We start from the raw sequence: 16,802 nt of genomic DNA on the forward strand, positions 1-16,802 counted from the left end.
CCCGGCCCTGCAGGTGCCGGGCTTGGCCGTATGCCGGGTAAAATTACCAATCAGTGGCAAAAATATAACTAAAAACGAGGAGGGGCATTCCACTTTGACCCTGGAGGAGTTGACAGAAGGGGTTGTTGTTAAAGCCAGGGGCGGTGAGCAGCGGACCCCTTTAAAGGGTATCCATTATGACTCCCGGAAGGTTGAACCCGGTTTTCTTTTTGTTGCCGTCAAAGGTTTTACGACCGACGGCCATCGTTATATAAGCGACGCCCTGGCCCGAGGTGCCGTCGCCGTTGTATTAGAGGAAAAAGTTCCCCTGCCGCCCGGCGTGCCCTGGGTGCAGGTTGAAGAAAGCCGCCGCGCTCTGGGTCTTCTTGCGGCCCGGTTTTACAGTTATCCTAGCCGGATGGTGCGCCTCATCGGCGTAACCGGCACCAACGGCAAGACTACCACCACCCACCTCATCCAGGCGGTGCTGGAAGCGGCCGGGAGGCCGACTGGCTTGGTGGGAACTATCTTTAACCGCATGGGCGAGAGGGTTTTACCTGCCGTCCATACTACCCCGGAATCCCTGGAACTGCAGGAACTCCTGAACCGCTTCGTCGGCCTGGGGGCCCGGTATGTCGTCATGGAAGTTTCTTCCCATGCCCTGGCCCTGCACCGGGTGGCGGGAGCGGAGTTCGATGCAGCCGTGTTTACCAACCTGACCCAGGATCACCTTGACTTCCACCGGGATATGGAGGACTATTTTCAGGCCAAGGCCCGTCTTTTCCGTAACCTGAATAACGGCGTTAAAAACGGCCCCAAATACGCCGTGATTAACGGGGACGATGCCTACGGCCAACGTTTAAAGGACCTTACTCCGGTTCCGGTCATCACTTACGGATTAAGTCCCGCGTGCCATGTGCGGGCCCTGGACATCAGGTTAGAAGCAAATGGTGCCGCCTGTCGGCTCCTCTGGCCCGGGGGGGAAACGGAGTTGAAACTTCAACTTACCGGCCGCTTTAATATCTACAATGCCCTGGCCGCCTTTACCGTGGCCCTGCAGGAAGGGCTTGAGCCCCGGGAAATTGCGGCAGCCTTAAGCCGGGTGGCCGGCGTGCCCGGCCGTCTGGAGCAGGTGCGTCAGGGTCAGCCCTTCACCGTGGTAGTTGATTATGCCCATACTCCCGACGGCCTCGAAAACGTCCTGACGGCGGCCCGCCAGGTAACCCGGGGTCGCTTGATCGTCGTCTTCGGCTGCGGCGGCAACCGCGATCGCGGCAAACGCCCCCTGATGGGCAAGACTGCCGCCCGATTGAGCGATTACTTAATTATTACTTCCGATAATCCCCGCAATGAAGAACCAGAGGCCATTATCGCCGACATTCTCCCCGGGGTAAAGGAGGTACCCGGTGCCCGCTTTGACGTGGTAGTCGACCGGCGCCGGGCCATTGCCAGGGCCCTGTCAATGGCCCGGGAGGGGGATATGGTGGTCATAGCGGGTAAGGGGCATGAAACCTATCAAATAGTTAAGGGGGAGATTTTACCCTTTGACGATCGCCAGGTGGCCAGGGAGGAACTGGCCGCCCTGGGCTATACGGGGGAGGGAAGGCCATGCTAACGGCTGCGGCAGGGGAAGTGTGCGCCGCCGTCGGGGGAAAGCTGCTGGCCGGCAGAGAAACGACGATGATTAAAGGTGTCGGCCTAGACAGCCGAATTATTCAACCGGGGATGCTTTTCATCGCCGTTAAGGGGGCCAGATTTGACGGTCATGATTTTATCGGCGCGGCCCTGGACAAAGGGGCGGCGGCGGCGATGGGGCGGTATTTTCCGGGAGAAATAAGGGACCGCCTGCACCCAGAACAGGCCTTGATTCAGGTGGAAGATACCCTGGAAGCCCTGCAGCGCCTGGCCGCCTTCCACCGGCAGAAAAATTTTTCCGGGATTCTTATCGGCGTTACCGGTTCAAGCGGTAAAACTACGACGAAGAATCTGGTGGCCGCCGTTGTGGGGGCCGCAATGAAGGTCTTAAAGACGCCGGGTAATTTTAATAATGAAATCGGCCTGCCCCTGACCCTTTTAAACCTGTCTCCCGAACATGAAGCCGCCGTGGTGGAGATGGCCATGCGAGGGCGAGGGGAAATCGCCGCCCTCTGCGCCATCGCCCGTCCGACCATGGGCATTATTACCAACATCGGTACGGCCCACCTGGAACGCCTGGGGTCGGTGGCCGCCATAGCCGCGGCCAAGGGGGAACTGCTGGCAGCCCTTCCCCGGGACGGGACGGCCGTTTTAAACGGGGACGACCATTGGTGCCGCCGGCTGGCGGCGAACTGTCCCTGCCGGGTGGTGTTTTACGGCATCCACAGGCAGGCGGACGTGATGGCCGTGGATATCGCCTCCCTGGGGGAACGGGGAACGGCCTTTACCGCCCTTTTTCCCCATGGCTCCGTCCGGGTCCACCTTCCGGTACCGGGCCTGCACAATGTTTATGACGCCCTGGCCGCCCTGGCAGCAGGTTATGTCTTAAATATAAATCCTGAAGCCATGGCGCGGCGGCTTGAGGAATGGCCGGCGGAAAACCTGCGCCAGGAGCTGCGTCCGGGACCGGGAGGGTGTCTCGTTTTTAACGACGCCTACAACGCCAATCCCGATTCCATGAAAGCAGCCTTACAGGCCCTGTCGTCCCTGCCGGGTCGCAAGGTGGCCGTTTTAGGCGATATGTATGAACTGGGCCCGGAGGCTCCGCGGCTTCACCGGGAGGTGGGCAGCTTTGCTGCGGGATGCGGCCTTTTCCGCCTGATTACCGTGGGAGGGTTGGCCAGGGAGATAGCCGTCGGGGCGATTGCTGCCGGGATGGACCCGGAGGGGGTTTTCATCTGCGGCGATCACCGGGAGGCGGCGAAGCGCCTTGAAGGCCTGGGGCCGGGGGATGTCGTGCTTTTTAAAGGCTCCCGCCTGGCGGGTATGGAGCAGGTACTTGAAGTATGGGAGGGGGAGGTGGATGGGTGACGCCTTCAAAGCCCTGGCCCTGGCGGCGGCGGTTACTGTCGTCCTGGGACCGGCGGTAATTGCCATTTTAAAGCGCCTCAAGGCGGGGCAGGCCGTGCGCCAAGACGGCCCCCGCAGTCATTTGACCAAAAGCGGTACTCCCACCATGGGCGGCATTTTGTTTTTGCTTGGTCTGACGGCCGCTTCCCTGGCCCTGGCACCGACATCACCCCTAATACTTTCGGCCCTCGTCCTGACCTGGGGTTACGCCTTAATAGGTTTTGTCGACGACGGCCTGAAGGTGGTCCTGCGTCGCCCTCTGGGCCTGTATGCCCGTCAAAAGCTGGGGGGACAGATTTTCCTGGGCCTGGCGGCCGGGGTGGCGGCCGTTCTCTGGCTGGGCCGGGGCAGTGCTGTCCATGTACCTTTAGTTGGCATAACCATGGAACTGGGGTGGGCATATCCACTGCTGGCGGCCTTATTGATGGTGGCCACGACGAACGCCGTAAACTTGACGGATGGTCTGGACGGCCTGGCCGCCGGCGTTACTATTTGGGTGGCCCTGGCCTACGGCCTGATAGCAGCGGCGGTCGGGCAGAGGGAAATGGCGATATTTGCCTTTGCCCTGGCGGGAGGATGTCTGGGCTTTTTAGCGTATAACTTTCATCCGGCAAAGGTTTTTATGGGGGATACCGGTTCCCTGGCCCTGGGGGCGGCCGTCGGTTTCCTGGCCATTATCACCCGCACGGAACTGGTCCTCCCCCTTCTGGGCGGGGTTTACGTCATAGAGGCCCTGTCGGTGATCATGCAGGTGGTGTCCTTTCGCCTTACCGGGAAGCGCCTTTTTCGCATGAGCCCCCTGCACCATCATTTTGAGCTCCTCGGTTGGCCGGAAACAAGGGTGGTGCTTTTTTTCTGGTTCCTGGCATTAATTATGGTAGCGGCGGGTCTTTATATTTTAGCCATATAACCAAAATGCAGGAAGAAGGTAGAAAATGTCCTGGGACGGCAAGAAAATACTGGTGGTTGGGCTGGGTAAAAGCGGCCGGGCGGCGGCGGCGGTTCTTGCCCGCCTGGGCGCAAGAGTCACGGCCTGCGATCGCCAATTGATTAACGAAGATGAAATCCGGGATTTAATTCAAAATGGCGTAGAGCTTGTTTTAGGCGGCTATCCGGAGGTGGCGGCGCTAGGTCCCCACCTGGTAATCACCAGTCCTGGCGTGCCGGCATGGGAACCCCCCCTGGCCGAGGCGCGCCGGCAGGGGATACCGGTGTGGAGCGAATTGGAGCTGGCGTACCGTATGCTGCCGCCGGGGGTAAGAATAGCCGCCATCACCGGCACCAACGGTAAGACGACGACGACCGCATTGTGCGGCCGGATTTTACAGGATGCAGGCCTGCCGGTGGTGGTGGGCGGCAACATCGGCACGCCTCTGGTAGAGGAGATTCCCGCAATCGTTCCCAAGGGATACGTAGTCTGTGAGGTCAGCAGCTTCCAGCTGGAGACCGTAACCTCTTTCCGCCCCCGGGTGGCCGTAATCTTAAACATCACCCCGGACCATCTGGACCGCCACGGCGACATGGATGGCTACATAGCCGCCAAGGCCCGCTTGATGGCCTTCCAGGAGCCGGATGATTTCGCCGTTTTAAATTATGACGACGACGCCACCCGCTCCCTGGCCGCCAGGACAAAGGCGCGGGTGCTGTTTTTCAGCCGCCGCCGGCAGGTGGAGCCGGGGGCCTACCTGAAAGAAGGTGTACTCTGCGTCAACCTGGGAGGGGGAGAAGTCAGGCTGTGTCACCGAACGGAGCTGGCCCTGAAGGGCGATCATAATTTAGAAAACTGCCTGGCGGCCTCCCTCGTCGCCCTCTCCCTGGGAGTGGAACCTGGGCAGTTGACGGCGACTTTAAAAACCTTCCCCGGCGTTCCCCATCGCCTGGAGCGGGTGGCCGAAATTAACGGGGTTCTGTATATCAACGACTCAAAGGGAACGAACCCGGAGGCGACCATGAAGGCCATCGATGCCTATCCCAACCCCCTCATCCTGATTGCCGGGGGCAGGAATAAGGGCAGCGATTTTACTGCCCTGGCGGAGAAAATGACCGGCCGGGTGAAATTTTTGGTCCTGGTCGGCGAAGCGGCCGGCGAGCTGGAACAGGCGGCCCGAAGGGCGGGTATTGAGGATATTTATCGGGCGCAGAGCTTTGAAGACGCCGTACTTGAAGCAGTGCGACAGGCGGTACCTGGCGACATCGTCATGCTTTCCCCGGCCTGTGCCAGCTGGGACATGTTTAAAAACTACGAAGAACGGGGCGAACTTTTTAAAACAATAGTGCGGGAACTGGCGGGAAAATGCGGTGAAGGAGGTAACCGTCATGCACCGCAGGGCGGGGCCCATTGATTTCTGGATTTTACTGCCGTGCGTTCTCCTGCTGGGGATTGGGATCGTGATGATTTTCAGCGCCAGCGCCCTAACCTCCACCTACAATTACGGCGATCCCTACTTTTTTTTCAAACGCCAGATGATATGGGCGGCTTTAGGCCTGGGTGGGCTTTTTTTTACCATGCAGTTTGACTACACTTATCTGCGCCGTCTGGCCGCACCTTTCCTGGGAGTGGCCATAGTCCTCTTAATCCTGGTTTTACTCATCGGCACCACTTCCCGGGGGTCGTCCCGCTGGCTGGGAATCGGCTCTTTAAGTTTCCAACCTTCGGAAATAATAAAACTGGCGATGGTAATTTTCCTGGCCAACAGCCTGGCCCAGAACCGGCGCTACCTCAACAACCTGGTGCAGGGGATCGGCCCCTATCTGGCATTGATGGCCTTTGTTTGCCTCCTCATACTGGCTCAACCCGACCTGGGTACGGCGGTGGCCGTAGCCGGTACCACTTATCTCATGCTTACCGTGGGCGGAGCGGATAAACGCTACCTGGCCTTGTTGGCCGTGCTGGGGGTGGCGGCGGTAGGCCTGGCCATCGCCATTGCCCCCTACCGCATGGCGCGTTTTACCGCCTTTTTAAACCCCTGGGCCGATCCCCAGGGCAACGGCTGGCAGACCATTCAGTCCCTTTTGGCCATAGGTTCCGGCGGTCTTTTCGGCACCGGCCTGGGTGAAGGAAGGCAGAAGCTTTACTATCTGCCGGAAAACCATACGGATTTTATATTCGCCATTTTGAGTGAAGAACTGGGCTTTATCGGTGCCGCCTTTGTGGTCATCTTATTCTTGCTCCTCATTTGGCGGGGTTTTCAAACCGCCTTTAAAGCCCCCGACACCTTTGGCAGTCTCCTGGCGGCCGGTCTTACCATTATGTTGTCCCTGCAGGCTTTTCTCAATATGGGGGTGGTGACGGGAATGCTGCCGGTTACGGGCATTACCCTGCCCCTTTTGAGTTACGGCGGTTCTTCTTTGATCTTTACTTTAGTAGGTATAGGCATTTTGCTTAATATTTCTCGCTATGCCCGGCACTGAAGGAGCCGGACATCCGTTGGGGTGTGAAAAGCATTGCGCGTTATTATCACCGGTGGGGGAACGGGCGGTCACGTCTATCCAGCCCTGGCCATTGCCCGGGGCCTTAAGCAACTACGGCCGGAGGTTGAGATGCTCTACATCGGGACGGCGAAGGGGCTGGAGGCCGATGTAATCCCACGGGCCGGAATCCCCTTTAAAACTATTTCCGCCGTGGGCCTGGAACGCCGCCGCATATGGAAAAACATACCTGCAGTGGCAAAAGTAGCCCGGGGATTGGGGGAGGCCTGGCATCACATCCGGCGCTTTCAACCCGATCTGGTTGTCGGTACCGGTGGTTATGTAAGCGGACCGGTATGCCTGGCTGCCGCCCTGCAGGGTATAGGGGTAGTTATCCACGAACAAAACGCCTTTCCCGGCTTTACCAATCGACTGCTGGCGAAAATGGCGCGGGCCGTCTGCCTGACCTTTAATGAAGCGGCGGAAAGATTTCCCCGGGGGGCACGTCTGGTGACCACCGGCCTGCCGGTGCGGCCGGAGATTCTTCAGGCCGATCGCGGCGCCTGCCGTCACCAGTTGGGACTTAAAAGTGACCAGCTGCTTTTGGTGGTAGTCGGGGGTAGCCAGGGTGCCCGCAGCATCAATCAGGCCATGCTGCCGCTGTTGAAGGAACTGGCAGGGCGCAAAGACGTGGCCGTGCTGCATGTTACCGGACGCCGCGATTATGAAGGTTTCCTCGGGCAGCTTCGGGAATGGGGAATAGATCTGGTTAAATGTGGTAATATTACCATTGAACCTTATGTTTATAACATGGAGCGGGCGCTGGCCGCAGCCGACCTGGTAATTGGCCGGGCAGGGGCCTCATTTTTAGCGGAAATATTGGCCCGGGGCGTACCGGCGATTTTAATACCCTATCCCCATGCCGCCGCCAATCATCAGGAATACAACGCCCGGGCCGTTGCCAGAAAGGGAGCGGCCGTTCTCATTCTGGACAGGGAACTTAAAGGCGGACGACTGCGAGATGTCGTTCAAAAGCTCCTGGGTGACCGCGACAGCCTGCAGAAGATGGCGGCGGCGGCCCGAAGACTGGGTCGACCCGACGCCCTAGACGCTATATTAGGGGTGATTGCGGCTGAACTGGATAAAGGACAAGCCCCGCCCGGCGGGCGGCGTTAGCATCGGCAGAACTGTTCCAGGAACCCTGCGTGGAAGCGGTGCATATGATGCTGATGTAGCTGCCGGGCGGGAGGATTTAACGGGGAAGGAGATGAAAGTCTTGATAGTGAGGGGGTGGACCCACTTTGTAGGCATCGCCGGGGTGGGCATGAGCGGCTTGGCCCAGCTGCTGCTAAACCAGGGCTACCGGGTCTCGGGTTCGGACCCCAAGGAAAATCATTTCACCAAACAGCTTGAAGCTCAAGGGGCGGTAATTTACCACGACCATGAGGAAGGGAATATTAAACCGGGGGTTACGGAAGTAGTGGTATCATCGGCCGTACCTCCCCATAACCCGGAAGTTACAGCCGCGCGGAAACTGGGGCTGCCCGTAATTAAGCGCGGAGAACTTTTGGCGCGGCTGTTCAACGAAAGACAGGGCATTGCCGTTGCCGGGGCCCACGGTAAAACGACGACTTCGGCCATGACGGCCCTGATCCTTAAGGAAGCGGGACTGGACCCGGCGGCGGTGATCGGCGCCTACATCCGTGAATTTAACGGCAATGCCCTGACGGGACGTGGCCCTTATTTTGTGGCCGAAGCCGACGAAAGCGACGGGTCTTTTTTATGGTTAAAGCCGGAGATCGCCGTAGTCACCAACATCGAGGGCGATCATCTGGACCACTACGGCACCCTTGAGCGCATCGTGGAGGCCTTTGCCGCCTTTTTAGACCGAGTACGGCCGAATGGGAAGGCCGTTATCTGCAGCGACGATAGGCGGGCGGCAGTACTGGCCGCAGGACGGCGTGGAGTTATAACTTACGGTTTCAACCCGGAGGCCGACTTCCGGGCCGGGCAGGTAACCTTGCAGGGGCTGGAAAGCCGTGCCCTCGTATATTACCGCGACGAACCTCTGGGGGAACTCCACCTTAAAGTACCGGGGCGGCATAATGTTTTAAACGCCCTGGGCGCCGTGGCGGCAGCCCACTGTTTGCAAGTGCCCTTTGACGTCGCCGCCCGGGCCCTGGCAGCCTTTCGCGGCGCCGGCCGCCGTTTCGAGATTCTTTGGGATGATGGGTACATCCGGGTAGTTGACGACTATGCCCATCATCCCACGGAGGTGGAAGCCACACTGGCGGCGGCCGCCCAAATGGGCGCGACGCGGGTTATAGCCGTCTTCCAGCCCCATCGCTATACGCGCACCTATCACCTCTATCGGGAATTTGGGCGCGCTTTTTCCCGGGCCGATGTGGTCGTCATCAATGATATATATGCGGCCGGGGAGCTGCCTTTAGACGGGGTAAGTTCTCGCCTTATCGTAGACGCAATTAGAGGCAACGGCCATCCCGAGGTGTATTATCTTCCCACCCTGGAAGAAACTCTGGTCTTTTTAAAAAAGACATGTACCTCCGGCGATTTGATATTAACTATGGGAGCCGGCGACGTCTGGCAGGTAGGCGTTCGGCTGGCGGACTTCCTGGCCAGGAAAGAGGACTTTAACGGGGTGGGCGTGCGCCGATGCATCTAGCGGCCCTGGCAAAAGAGCTGCAGCGGGGCTTAAAGGAACAGGTGCGCATCAATGAACCCTTGGCCCGCTACACAACATGGCGTATAGGGGGGCCTGCCGATTTGTTTGTCAGGCCGGCGAGGGACGAAGAATTCGACTTTTGTCTGGACTTCGCCCGGCAAAAAGGGCTACCCCTGCACATCATGGGCAACGGCTCCAACCTTTTGGTGCGGGACGGCGGCGTCCGCGGCCTGGTGCTTCAGACCGGGGCCTGGCGCCGGGTCATGGTCCAGGATCGGTATATAAAGGCCTGCGCTGGCGCCATGCTGCCTCCTCTTTTGGCCCTGGCCGTACGGCAGGGCTTAAGCGGGCTGGAATTTGCCGCCGGTATCCCCGCCACTGTAGGCGGAGCGCTGGTCATGAATGCCGGCACGCCGGAAGGTTCCATAGGGGACGTTGTCCGCGAAGTTGAGGTGATTACCGCCACCGGCCGCCGCTGCCTGAAACGTGAGGAGATCACCTTCGGTTATCGTTCCTGCTCCCTGCGCGGAGCGGGTGTAGTGCTGACCGTTCATTTGGCCCTGGCCCCCGCCGATCCCCCCCTCATTAAAGAACGGGTCCGGGCCAATATTGCCCGCCGGCGCGCCCGGCAGCCCCTGGAATGGCCCAACGCCGGGAGTGTTTTTAAAAACCCTCCCGGGCTTTATGCCGGCCGGCTCATTGAGCTCGTGGGAGCCAAGGGATGGCAGGTAGGAGACGCCCAGGTTTCATCCAAACACGCCAATTTTATCGTCAACCTGGGGCGGGCGACGGCGGCGGACGTCCTGGAACTCATCGCTAGGGTTCAGGAAGCGGTAGCCCGCAACTTTGGTATTAACCTGGAGATGGAAATAGAAGTCTGGGGTGAAGGCCTGTAGACAGAGGAGGGGAAGGCCGTGGAGGAGTGTTTGATTATCGAAGGGGGAAGGCGGCTGGAAGGGGCTGTTACCGTTAAGGGAGCCAAGAATGCCGCCCTGCCGATTATGGCGGCGACCCTCCTGGCAACGGAGGATTGCACGCTTAATGGTGTGCCGAACCTCCAGGATGTAGCCACCATGGCGGCCGTTTTGCACTCCCTCGGCCTTAAAATTGAACGCCGCGCGGATACTTTATACGTAAGTCCGGCGGAGGCAATCGTGCCGGAAGTGCCTGCGGAATTGATGCGGCAGCTGCGGGCCTCCAATCTCGTCATGGGACCTCTTCTAGGCCGCTACCATTTTTTCCGTGTGCCTTATCCCGGCGGGTGCGCCATCGGTTCGCGACCCATGGACCTCCATCTCAAGGGTTTTCGGGCTTTGGGCGCGGAGGTGAGGGAAAGCCAGGGATACATCGAAGCCAGGACTGCCGGTCTTAAAGGTACGGCCGTTTACCTGGATTTTCCCAGCGTCGGCGCTACCGAAAACCTGATGATGGCGGCCGTCCTGGCTGAGGGCGTTACCATCCTCCACAATGTAGCTAAAGAGCCGGAAATCGTCGACCTGCAGAATTTTTTAAACAGCCTGGGAGCGCGGATTCAAGGCGCCGGACAGGACACCATCCGCATCGAAGGGGTCGAGAGGCTTAAAGGGAGCGTTTACACCATTATTCCCGACCGCATCGAAGCCGGAACCTTCCTGGCGGCGGCGGCCGGCACCACCGGCGACGTTTTCGTCAGCGGCTGCCGGCCGGAACACCTTATGGCCGTTTTGGCCAAACTGGACGAGATGGGGGCGAAAATCTCTCTGGAAAAAGGAGGAATCCGCCTTAAAGGTCCGCGGCGCTTAAAGGCCGTCGACTGCAAAACCCTACCTTACCCGGGTTTTCCTACCGATATGCAGCCCCAGCTTATGGCCTTGATGACCGTGGCCGAGGGAACCAGCGTCATGGTCGAGAGCATTTTTGAAAATCGTTTTAAACATGCCGCTGAATTGCGCCGTCTTGGAGCCGATATTAAAATAGAGGGACGGGTGGCAGTGATTAACGGTGTGCCGGATTTAAGCGGCGGCCCGGTGGAAGCCACCGACCTGCGGGCCGGGGCGGCCCTGGTCATTGCCGGCCTTATGGCGTCCGGTGAAACCAGGGTGGAAGGGCTTGCCCATATAGATCGGGGTTATGAGCAGCTGGAAGTCCGTCTGCGCTCCTTAGGCGCGGAAATCCGCCGCCGCAGGTTACAATCGGGTGAGAAGTAATGCCCATACCTTCTTACCCTTCCTCTGGTGGACAGGCCCTTTTTTCTGATATAATGGCAGTAAATGAGGTGGGCGGATGGTTATTCCGGCCAGTTCTCCCCGGGTTTACCGGCGGCGCCGGCAGCGGATGCGCCGATTGCTGTTTTTTTTATTCTTCGTAGTGGCCTTATTCTCTTTTATCCATTCCGGTTTTTTTAGCCTGAAAAATATTGAGTTCAGCGGAAATGTGCATATAGCAGATCAGGAACTGGAAAATTTAATGGGCGTTGCCAGGGGAATAAATCTGTGGCAGGTGGACACCAAGGTCCTGGCCCAACGCCTGGCCACCCATCCCCTGGTGGCACGGGCCGATGTCAGCCGCCGCTGGCCCCGGACCCTTATCGTTCACATTGAGGAAAGAACCGCGGCGGCCATTGTCGTTCAGGAAGGTAAATTTTTACTGATCGACGGTGGCGGCGTGGTGATGGAAATAACGTCGCATATCGGTAACCTCGAGCTCCCTCTCCTTTCCGGTCTGGGAAAGCTGGAAAACATAGGACCGGGTAAGGAGATTAACCATCCCGGCCTTCAAGCCGCCCTGACGGTCCTGCGCCAGATGCCGGCAGAAGAACTCCCACGTATCCAGGAGATAATTGCCTCATCCCCCGACAACCTTCAGCTTATCTGGACGGGTAACATCCCCGTGAAGTTCGGCGATGCCCGGGACGTGGCAGGGAAACTCGCCCGCCTTCATGAAGCCATGCAAGGCCTTGCCGGCAGGGGAACCGTGGAGTATATTGATGTTAGCTTTGCGGGGGCACCGGTGGTAAAGTTTAAGCAAGATAACAAGCGGGAGGATAAAAAATGAAAAAGATGTGGATACCGGCGGCCGGGTTGGTTCTGGGCGTTTTAATCGGCCTTTTAATTCCAGTAAGGGTGCCCGGCGTGTACAGCAAGTATATGTCGGTGGCCGTCCTGGCGGCCCTGGACTCCGTTTTTGGGGGACTGAGGGCCAGCATGGAAGACAACTTTGACAACGCCATCTTCCTCAGCGGATTTTTTTCCAATACCCTGCTGGCGGCCTTTTTGGCCTATATCGGCGACCAGCTGGGCGTTGAGCTTTATCTGGCGGCCGTTCTCGCCTTCGGCATGCGTCTGTTCCAAAACCTGGCCATTATCAGACGTCACCTGTTAAAGAAATAAGAAAATCTAACTGTAAAAAAAGGGAAAATGGAAATTGCGTTGAATTCTCTTTCATAATAAAGGGCCCGCGGAGCCTGGAGGTGCCAGATTTGCCCAGGGACAACGTAGTGGTCGGTGTGGATATAGGCACCACCAAGGTGGTTGCCGTAGTCGCAGAAGTTACCACCCAGGGGCGTCTCAACATCATCGGCCTCGGGGAAACGCCGTCAGGTGGTTTGCGCAAAGGGATAATTGTGGACATCGAAAATACGGCCAGGGCCATTGAAAAAGCGGTGGAGCAGGCCGAGCGCATGAGCGGCTGCCAAGTAACGACGGCCTTTGTCGGCCTGACGGGGCCCCATATCGGTTCTGTGAACAACCGCGGCGTGGTAGCCGTGACCGGTGAAGACGGGGAAGTGGGGCCAGAAGATGTAGAGCGTGTCCTCCAGGCGGCGCGGGTAATACCTCTGCCGTCCGACAGGCGGATCATCCACGTTCTGCCCCGGCAGTACATAGTCGACGGGTACGACGGCATTATGGATCCCATCGGTATGAGCGGTTCACGTCTGGAAGTGGAAACCCAGATCGTCACTGCGGCCGCAGCCGCCATCCAGAACACCCTCAAAAGCGTACAGCGGGCAGGTCTGCAAGTGGAGGAGCTTGTTTTGAATCCATTGGCCTCGGCCGAGGCGGTGCTCCAGCCGGCGGAAAAGGAACTGGGAACTGTGGTGGTGGACATCGGCGGCGGGACGACGGAAATTGCCGTTTTTTCTGAGGGATCCCTGTGGTATGCTTCAGTACTGCCCATCGGCAGCGAACATATCACCAGCGATCTGGCGGTGGGGCTCCGCACGCCCCTGAGCCAGGCCGAGGTTATAAAAAAAGAACACGGCTGCGTCTCAATGGAGGGAATAAATGAAAACGAGACTGTCGAGGTTCAGGTAGTGGGGGGGAAGGAGAAAAAGCGGGTTCCGAGAAAAATGCTGGCGGCCATTATCGAACCGCGAGTAGAGGAGATTTTCACCTTGGTGCGGCGGGAAATTGAAAACGCCAACTTCCAGGGACTGTTGCCGGGAGGTGTGGTACTTACCGGCGGAGGGGCTTTGCTCGAAGGAATCGCCCGGCTGGCGGGCGCAGTTTTGGCCATGCCCGTCCGCCTGGGATGGCCGGAAAACAGCGGTGGGCTGGGGGATATGGTCGCTTCACCCGCCTATGCCACGGCCGTCGGACTGGTGACCTATGGTTCAATTCGTCTGGCCCACAGCCAGGCGGCGGCAACCCGGGAGGCTTTTTGGGAAAACTTTTGGTCCCGGCTGAAGAACTGGTGGCGGGAACTTTTTTAATCAAATAAAGGGATTTATTCTAAGAACCTGTTAAAGGAGGAATTCGGGTGCTGGAATTCGAGGACGGGGATCTTAATCAGTTCGCAGTTATTAAAGTGGTGGGGGTAGGTGGCGGCGGCAGCAACGCCGTCAACCGCATGATAGCCGCCGGTCTAAGGGGAGTGGAGTTCATCAGCGTCAACACAGACGCCCAGGCCCTGCGCCTGTGCCAGGCGGAGCAGAAAATCCAGATCGGCGCCAAATTGACGAAGGGACTGGGGGCGGGGGCCAACCCCGAAATTGGGAAAAAGGCAGCGGAAGAAAGCCGGGAAGAATTGGCCCAGCGCCTTCAGGGAGCCGATATGGTCTTCGTCACCGCCGGGATGGGGGGCGGCACCGGCACCGGGGCGGCGCCGGTAGTGGCCCAGATTGCCAAGGAAGCCGGAGCCCTGACGGTAGGGGTGGTCACCAGACCTTTCAGCTTTGAAGGCCGGAAGCGGGCTAACCAGGCAGAAGCAGGCATAGCGGAATTAAAGACCAAGGTTGATACCCTGATTATTATCCCCAACGATCGGTTGCTGCAGGTGGCCGACAAACAGACGTCTATCCTGGAAGCCTTCCGGATAGCCGACGACGTCCTGCGCCAGGGCGTCCAGGGCATTTCCGACCTCATTGCCGTGCCGGGGTTAATTAATCTCGATTTTGCCGACGTTAAGACCATCATGAGCGATGCCGGTTCGGCCTTGATGGGGATCGGGCGGGCTACAGGTGAGAGGAGGGCGGTGGAGGCGGCCAAGATGGCCATTTCCAGTCCACTCCTGGAAACCTCCATCGAGGGTGCCCGGGGTGTTCTGCTAAACATCACCGGCGGCACCAACCTGGGTCTCCTTGAAGTCAACGAGGCGGCGGAAATAGTGGCAGCCGCGGCCGACCCGGAAGCAAACATAATATTCGGCGCCGTAATCGATGAAAGTTTGAAAGACGAGATTCGCGTAACCGTCATCGCCACCGGATTTGAAGCTTCGGCGGCGGCCCACAAAGAGGCGGCGGCCACAAAGGACGGTGACTTAAATATCAAGCCCTTTAATATCGACGATTTGGACATACCTGCCTTCCTGCGCCGTCGATAATCTTCGTTTGCCATTACCTGTTACCTGGACGGTAACAGGTTTTTTATTATCCAATAAATGACAAAATTTACCATAAAAAAGTTATATAATAACTTCTGGTTATGAATCTACCAGATTGCTCATATCATGGTAATAATAGCCTACCTCGGGGGAAGGGGGCTGGTGGTGCGGTGGTTTATTTAGACGTCCTGCTGGCAGTCAACCTGGTCATGGATTACTTGATACTCTGGGTAACGGCCAGGCTGGGGCAGATAGCGGCTTCCCCCTGGCGGCTTCTGGGAGGCGCGGCAATCGGGGCCGTTTATTCCCTGATGGTCCTGCTGCCCGGAGGCGAAAGGATGCATTCCTTGATCTTTAAGTTTTTATGTCCGTTTTTTATGATAGCGGCGGCCTTTTACCCCTTAAACGGTCGGCGCTATCTACAGGCCCTGGTTTACTTTTATCTCTCCGCCTTTGTTATGGGTGGAGCCATACTGGGGGCCGTTTACTTGATAAGAGGCGGTACCACAGTTCCAGCAGCGGCAGGATTGCAGCCGACGGTGACCATCGGTTACCAGTGGCTCTTTGTGGCCGCGGCTGCGGCCGTGATTTTTTCCTTCCTGGGGACCGGCTGGCTGCGCAGAAATTTCTGGCATCAGGTGCTGCGCCTGCCGGTAATTATTACCTTTAACGGCCGCCGTCGGGCTCTAAAGGCTCTGGTAGATACCGGTAACAGCCTGCGGGATCCCCTGACCCAAAGGCCGGTGATAATCGTTGAATACACGGCCTTAAAGGATATTCTTCCCCCGGAAATTATAAAACACTACAGCAACGGGGAAGAAGGGGATCTGGAGGGTCTGGTTAAATCCCTGGCCGGTTCACCCTGGGCGGCCAGGCTTCACCTTCTGCCGTATCAGTCTCTGGGGCAGAACCACGGCATGTTACTGGGCTTCAGGCCGGATGACGTTATCCTCGTCACATGCGAGGGCATGGTTAAAATAAAAGAAGTCGTAGTGGGCCTGTACAGAGAACGTTTATCCCAGGAGGGCAGCTATCGGGCCCTTTTGCATCCGGATTTGCTGCAGGTTAGTATGGGCCTCTAAAGGGGGGGGAAGAGCTCATGGTGCGTTTTATTATAACTATCAGATTTAAAATTAAAATGCTGCTTAACGACCTGGCGGCCCAGATCAAGGGGCTGGGGGAAGTATTTTACGTAGGCAGCAGCGAAGCCCTGCCGCCTCCCCTCACCAGCGACGAAGAAACGGATTTGCTCCTCAGGCTGGAGGACGGCGATGCCGACGTCAAGACGGTATTAATCGAGCGCAACCTGCGGCTTGTGGTCTACATTGCCCGCAAGTTTGAAAATACCGGCGTGGGAATTGAAGACCTGGTTTCCATCGGCACCATCGGCCTTATTAAGGCCGTCAACACCTTCGACCCCAAAAAGCGCATCAAGCTGGCTACCTATGCTTCCCGCTGTATCGAAAACGAGATTTTGATGTATTTGCGGCGAAACAATAAAACGAAGGCCGAGGTTTCCTTTGACGAGCCGTTAAATATCGACTGGGACGGTAATGAACTTTTACTCTCCGACGTCCTGGGTACCGACAATGATATCATTTATAAATCCATTGAAGAAGAAATCGATCGCAAGCTTTTGCGTATGGCCATGCGGAAACTTTCGGCCAGGGAGCGCAAGATCATGGAATTCCGCTTTGGGCTACTGGACGGCGTGGAAAAGACCCAGAAGGAGGTGGCCGACATTTTGGGCATCTCCCAGTCCTACATTTCCCGCCTGGAAAAAAGGATCCTTAAAAGATTGCGGAAAGAAATCGCCCGGATGGAGTAATATGCTTACTGGAGGTGCTGTGTCCCTCGCCGCTCAAAAGTTACGCGCCGACAGAACTAC

The 16,802-nt window shown here is 57.8% G+C and carries 15 protein-coding genes; all 15 read left to right on the forward strand.

The genetic code is table 11. From position 1 onward, the window contains the following. Positions 1-94 precede the first annotated feature (94 nt). The 15 genes from MHFGQ_RS04415 (at position 95) to sigE (ending at position 16,742) form a co-directional block, all read left to right on the forward strand. Entirely contained in the window at positions 95-1,594 is a 1,500-nt protein-coding gene (locus MHFGQ_RS04415) for a UDP-N-acetylmuramoyl-L-alanyl-D-glutamate--2,6-diaminopimelate ligase (protein ID WP_106005920.1), read from the forward strand. Beyond that, complete coding sequence (locus tag MHFGQ_RS04420; RefSeq protein WP_106005919.1) at positions 1,588-2,985, forward strand: UDP-N-acetylmuramoyl-tripeptide--D-alanyl-D-alanine ligase; 1,398 nt, start codon at positions 1,588-1,590, stop codon at positions 2,983-2,985. The genes MHFGQ_RS04415 and MHFGQ_RS04420 overlap by 7 nt, the downstream gene beginning before the upstream one ends. After that, positions 2,978-3,934, forward strand: a complete 957-nt coding sequence (mraY, locus tag MHFGQ_RS04425; RefSeq protein ID WP_106005918.1) for a phospho-N-acetylmuramoyl-pentapeptide-transferase — start codon at positions 2,978-2,980, stop codon at positions 3,932-3,934. Before MHFGQ_RS04420 ends, mraY begins: the two co-directional genes overlap by 8 nt. 25 nt (positions 3,935-3,959) lie before the next feature. Beyond that, complete coding sequence (gene murD, locus MHFGQ_RS04430; RefSeq protein ID WP_106005917.1) at positions 3,960-5,366, forward strand: UDP-N-acetylmuramoyl-L-alanine--D-glutamate ligase; 1,407 nt, start codon at positions 3,960-3,962, stop codon at positions 5,364-5,366. Then, positions 5,341-6,435: a putative lipid II flippase FtsW gene (gene ftsW / locus MHFGQ_RS04435; RefSeq protein WP_106005916.1), complete on the forward strand. Its 1,095-nt coding sequence runs from the start codon at positions 5,341-5,343 to the stop codon at positions 6,433-6,435. The genes murD and ftsW overlap by 26 nt, the downstream gene beginning before the upstream one ends. A gap of 33 nt (positions 6,436-6,468) precedes the next feature. Then, complete coding sequence (gene murG, locus MHFGQ_RS04440) at positions 6,469-7,608, forward strand: undecaprenyldiphospho-muramoylpentapeptide beta-N-acetylglucosaminyltransferase (protein ID WP_106005915.1); 1,140 nt, start codon at positions 6,469-6,471, stop codon at positions 7,606-7,608. Next, positions 7,559-9,115 carry a UDP-N-acetylmuramate--L-alanine ligase gene (gene murC, locus MHFGQ_RS04445; protein WP_245907880.1) on the forward strand — a complete coding sequence of 519 codons (1,557 nt, stop codon included), beginning with the start codon at positions 7,559-7,561 and terminating at the stop codon, positions 9,113-9,115. Before murG ends, murC begins: the two co-directional genes overlap by 50 nt. After that, positions 9,106-10,011, forward strand: coding sequence for a UDP-N-acetylmuramate dehydrogenase (murB, locus tag MHFGQ_RS04450; RefSeq protein ID WP_106005914.1), 906 nt, complete (start codon positions 9,106-9,108; stop codon positions 10,009-10,011). The genes murC and murB overlap by 10 nt, the downstream gene beginning before the upstream one ends. An 18-nt stretch (positions 10,012-10,029) precedes the next feature. After that, a complete protein-coding gene (gene murA / locus MHFGQ_RS04455; RefSeq protein ID WP_106005913.1) occupies positions 10,030-11,301 on the forward strand; it encodes a UDP-N-acetylglucosamine 1-carboxyvinyltransferase in 1,272 nt (423 codons plus the stop codon). Positions 11,302-11,377: 76 nt separating this feature from the next. Then, the gene (locus MHFGQ_RS04460) at positions 11,378-12,148 is read left to right on the forward strand and encodes a cell division protein FtsQ/DivIB (RefSeq protein WP_106005912.1); all 771 of its coding nucleotides are present in this window, start codon (positions 11,378-11,380) and stop codon (positions 12,146-12,148) included. A 5-nt stretch (positions 12,149-12,153) separates the two neighbouring features. After that, positions 12,154-12,483: a DUF1290 domain-containing protein gene (locus MHFGQ_RS04465; protein ID WP_106006023.1), complete on the forward strand. Its 330-nt coding sequence runs from the start codon at positions 12,154-12,156 to the stop codon at positions 12,481-12,483. A gap of 80 nt (positions 12,484-12,563) precedes the next feature. Continuing rightward, positions 12,564-13,805, forward strand: a complete 1,242-nt coding sequence (gene ftsA / locus MHFGQ_RS04470; RefSeq protein WP_338834538.1) for a cell division protein FtsA — start codon at positions 12,564-12,566, stop codon at positions 13,803-13,805. Between the two features lie 47 nt (positions 13,806-13,852). After that, positions 13,853-14,914, forward strand: coding sequence for a cell division protein FtsZ (ftsZ, locus tag MHFGQ_RS04475; RefSeq protein ID WP_106005910.1), 1,062 nt, complete (start codon positions 13,853-13,855; stop codon positions 14,912-14,914). Between the two features lie 170 nt (positions 14,915-15,084). Further along, positions 15,085-15,996 (forward strand): sigma-E processing peptidase SpoIIGA, encoded by a 912-nt coding sequence (spoIIGA, locus tag MHFGQ_RS04480; protein ID WP_170066340.1) that lies wholly within the window; start codon positions 15,085-15,087, stop codon positions 15,994-15,996. A 56-nt stretch (positions 15,997-16,052) separates the two neighbouring features. After that, a complete protein-coding gene (gene sigE / locus MHFGQ_RS04485; RefSeq protein WP_245907887.1) occupies positions 16,053-16,742 on the forward strand; it encodes an RNA polymerase sporulation sigma factor SigE in 690 nt (229 codons plus the stop codon). The last annotated feature ends 60 nt before the right edge of the window (positions 16,743-16,802 follow it).

This window comes from Moorella humiferrea, assembly GCF_039233145.1.
In the GTDB taxonomy this organism is placed as follows: Bacteria; Bacillota; DSM-521; order Neomoorellales; family Neomoorellaceae; genus Neomoorella; species Neomoorella humiferrea.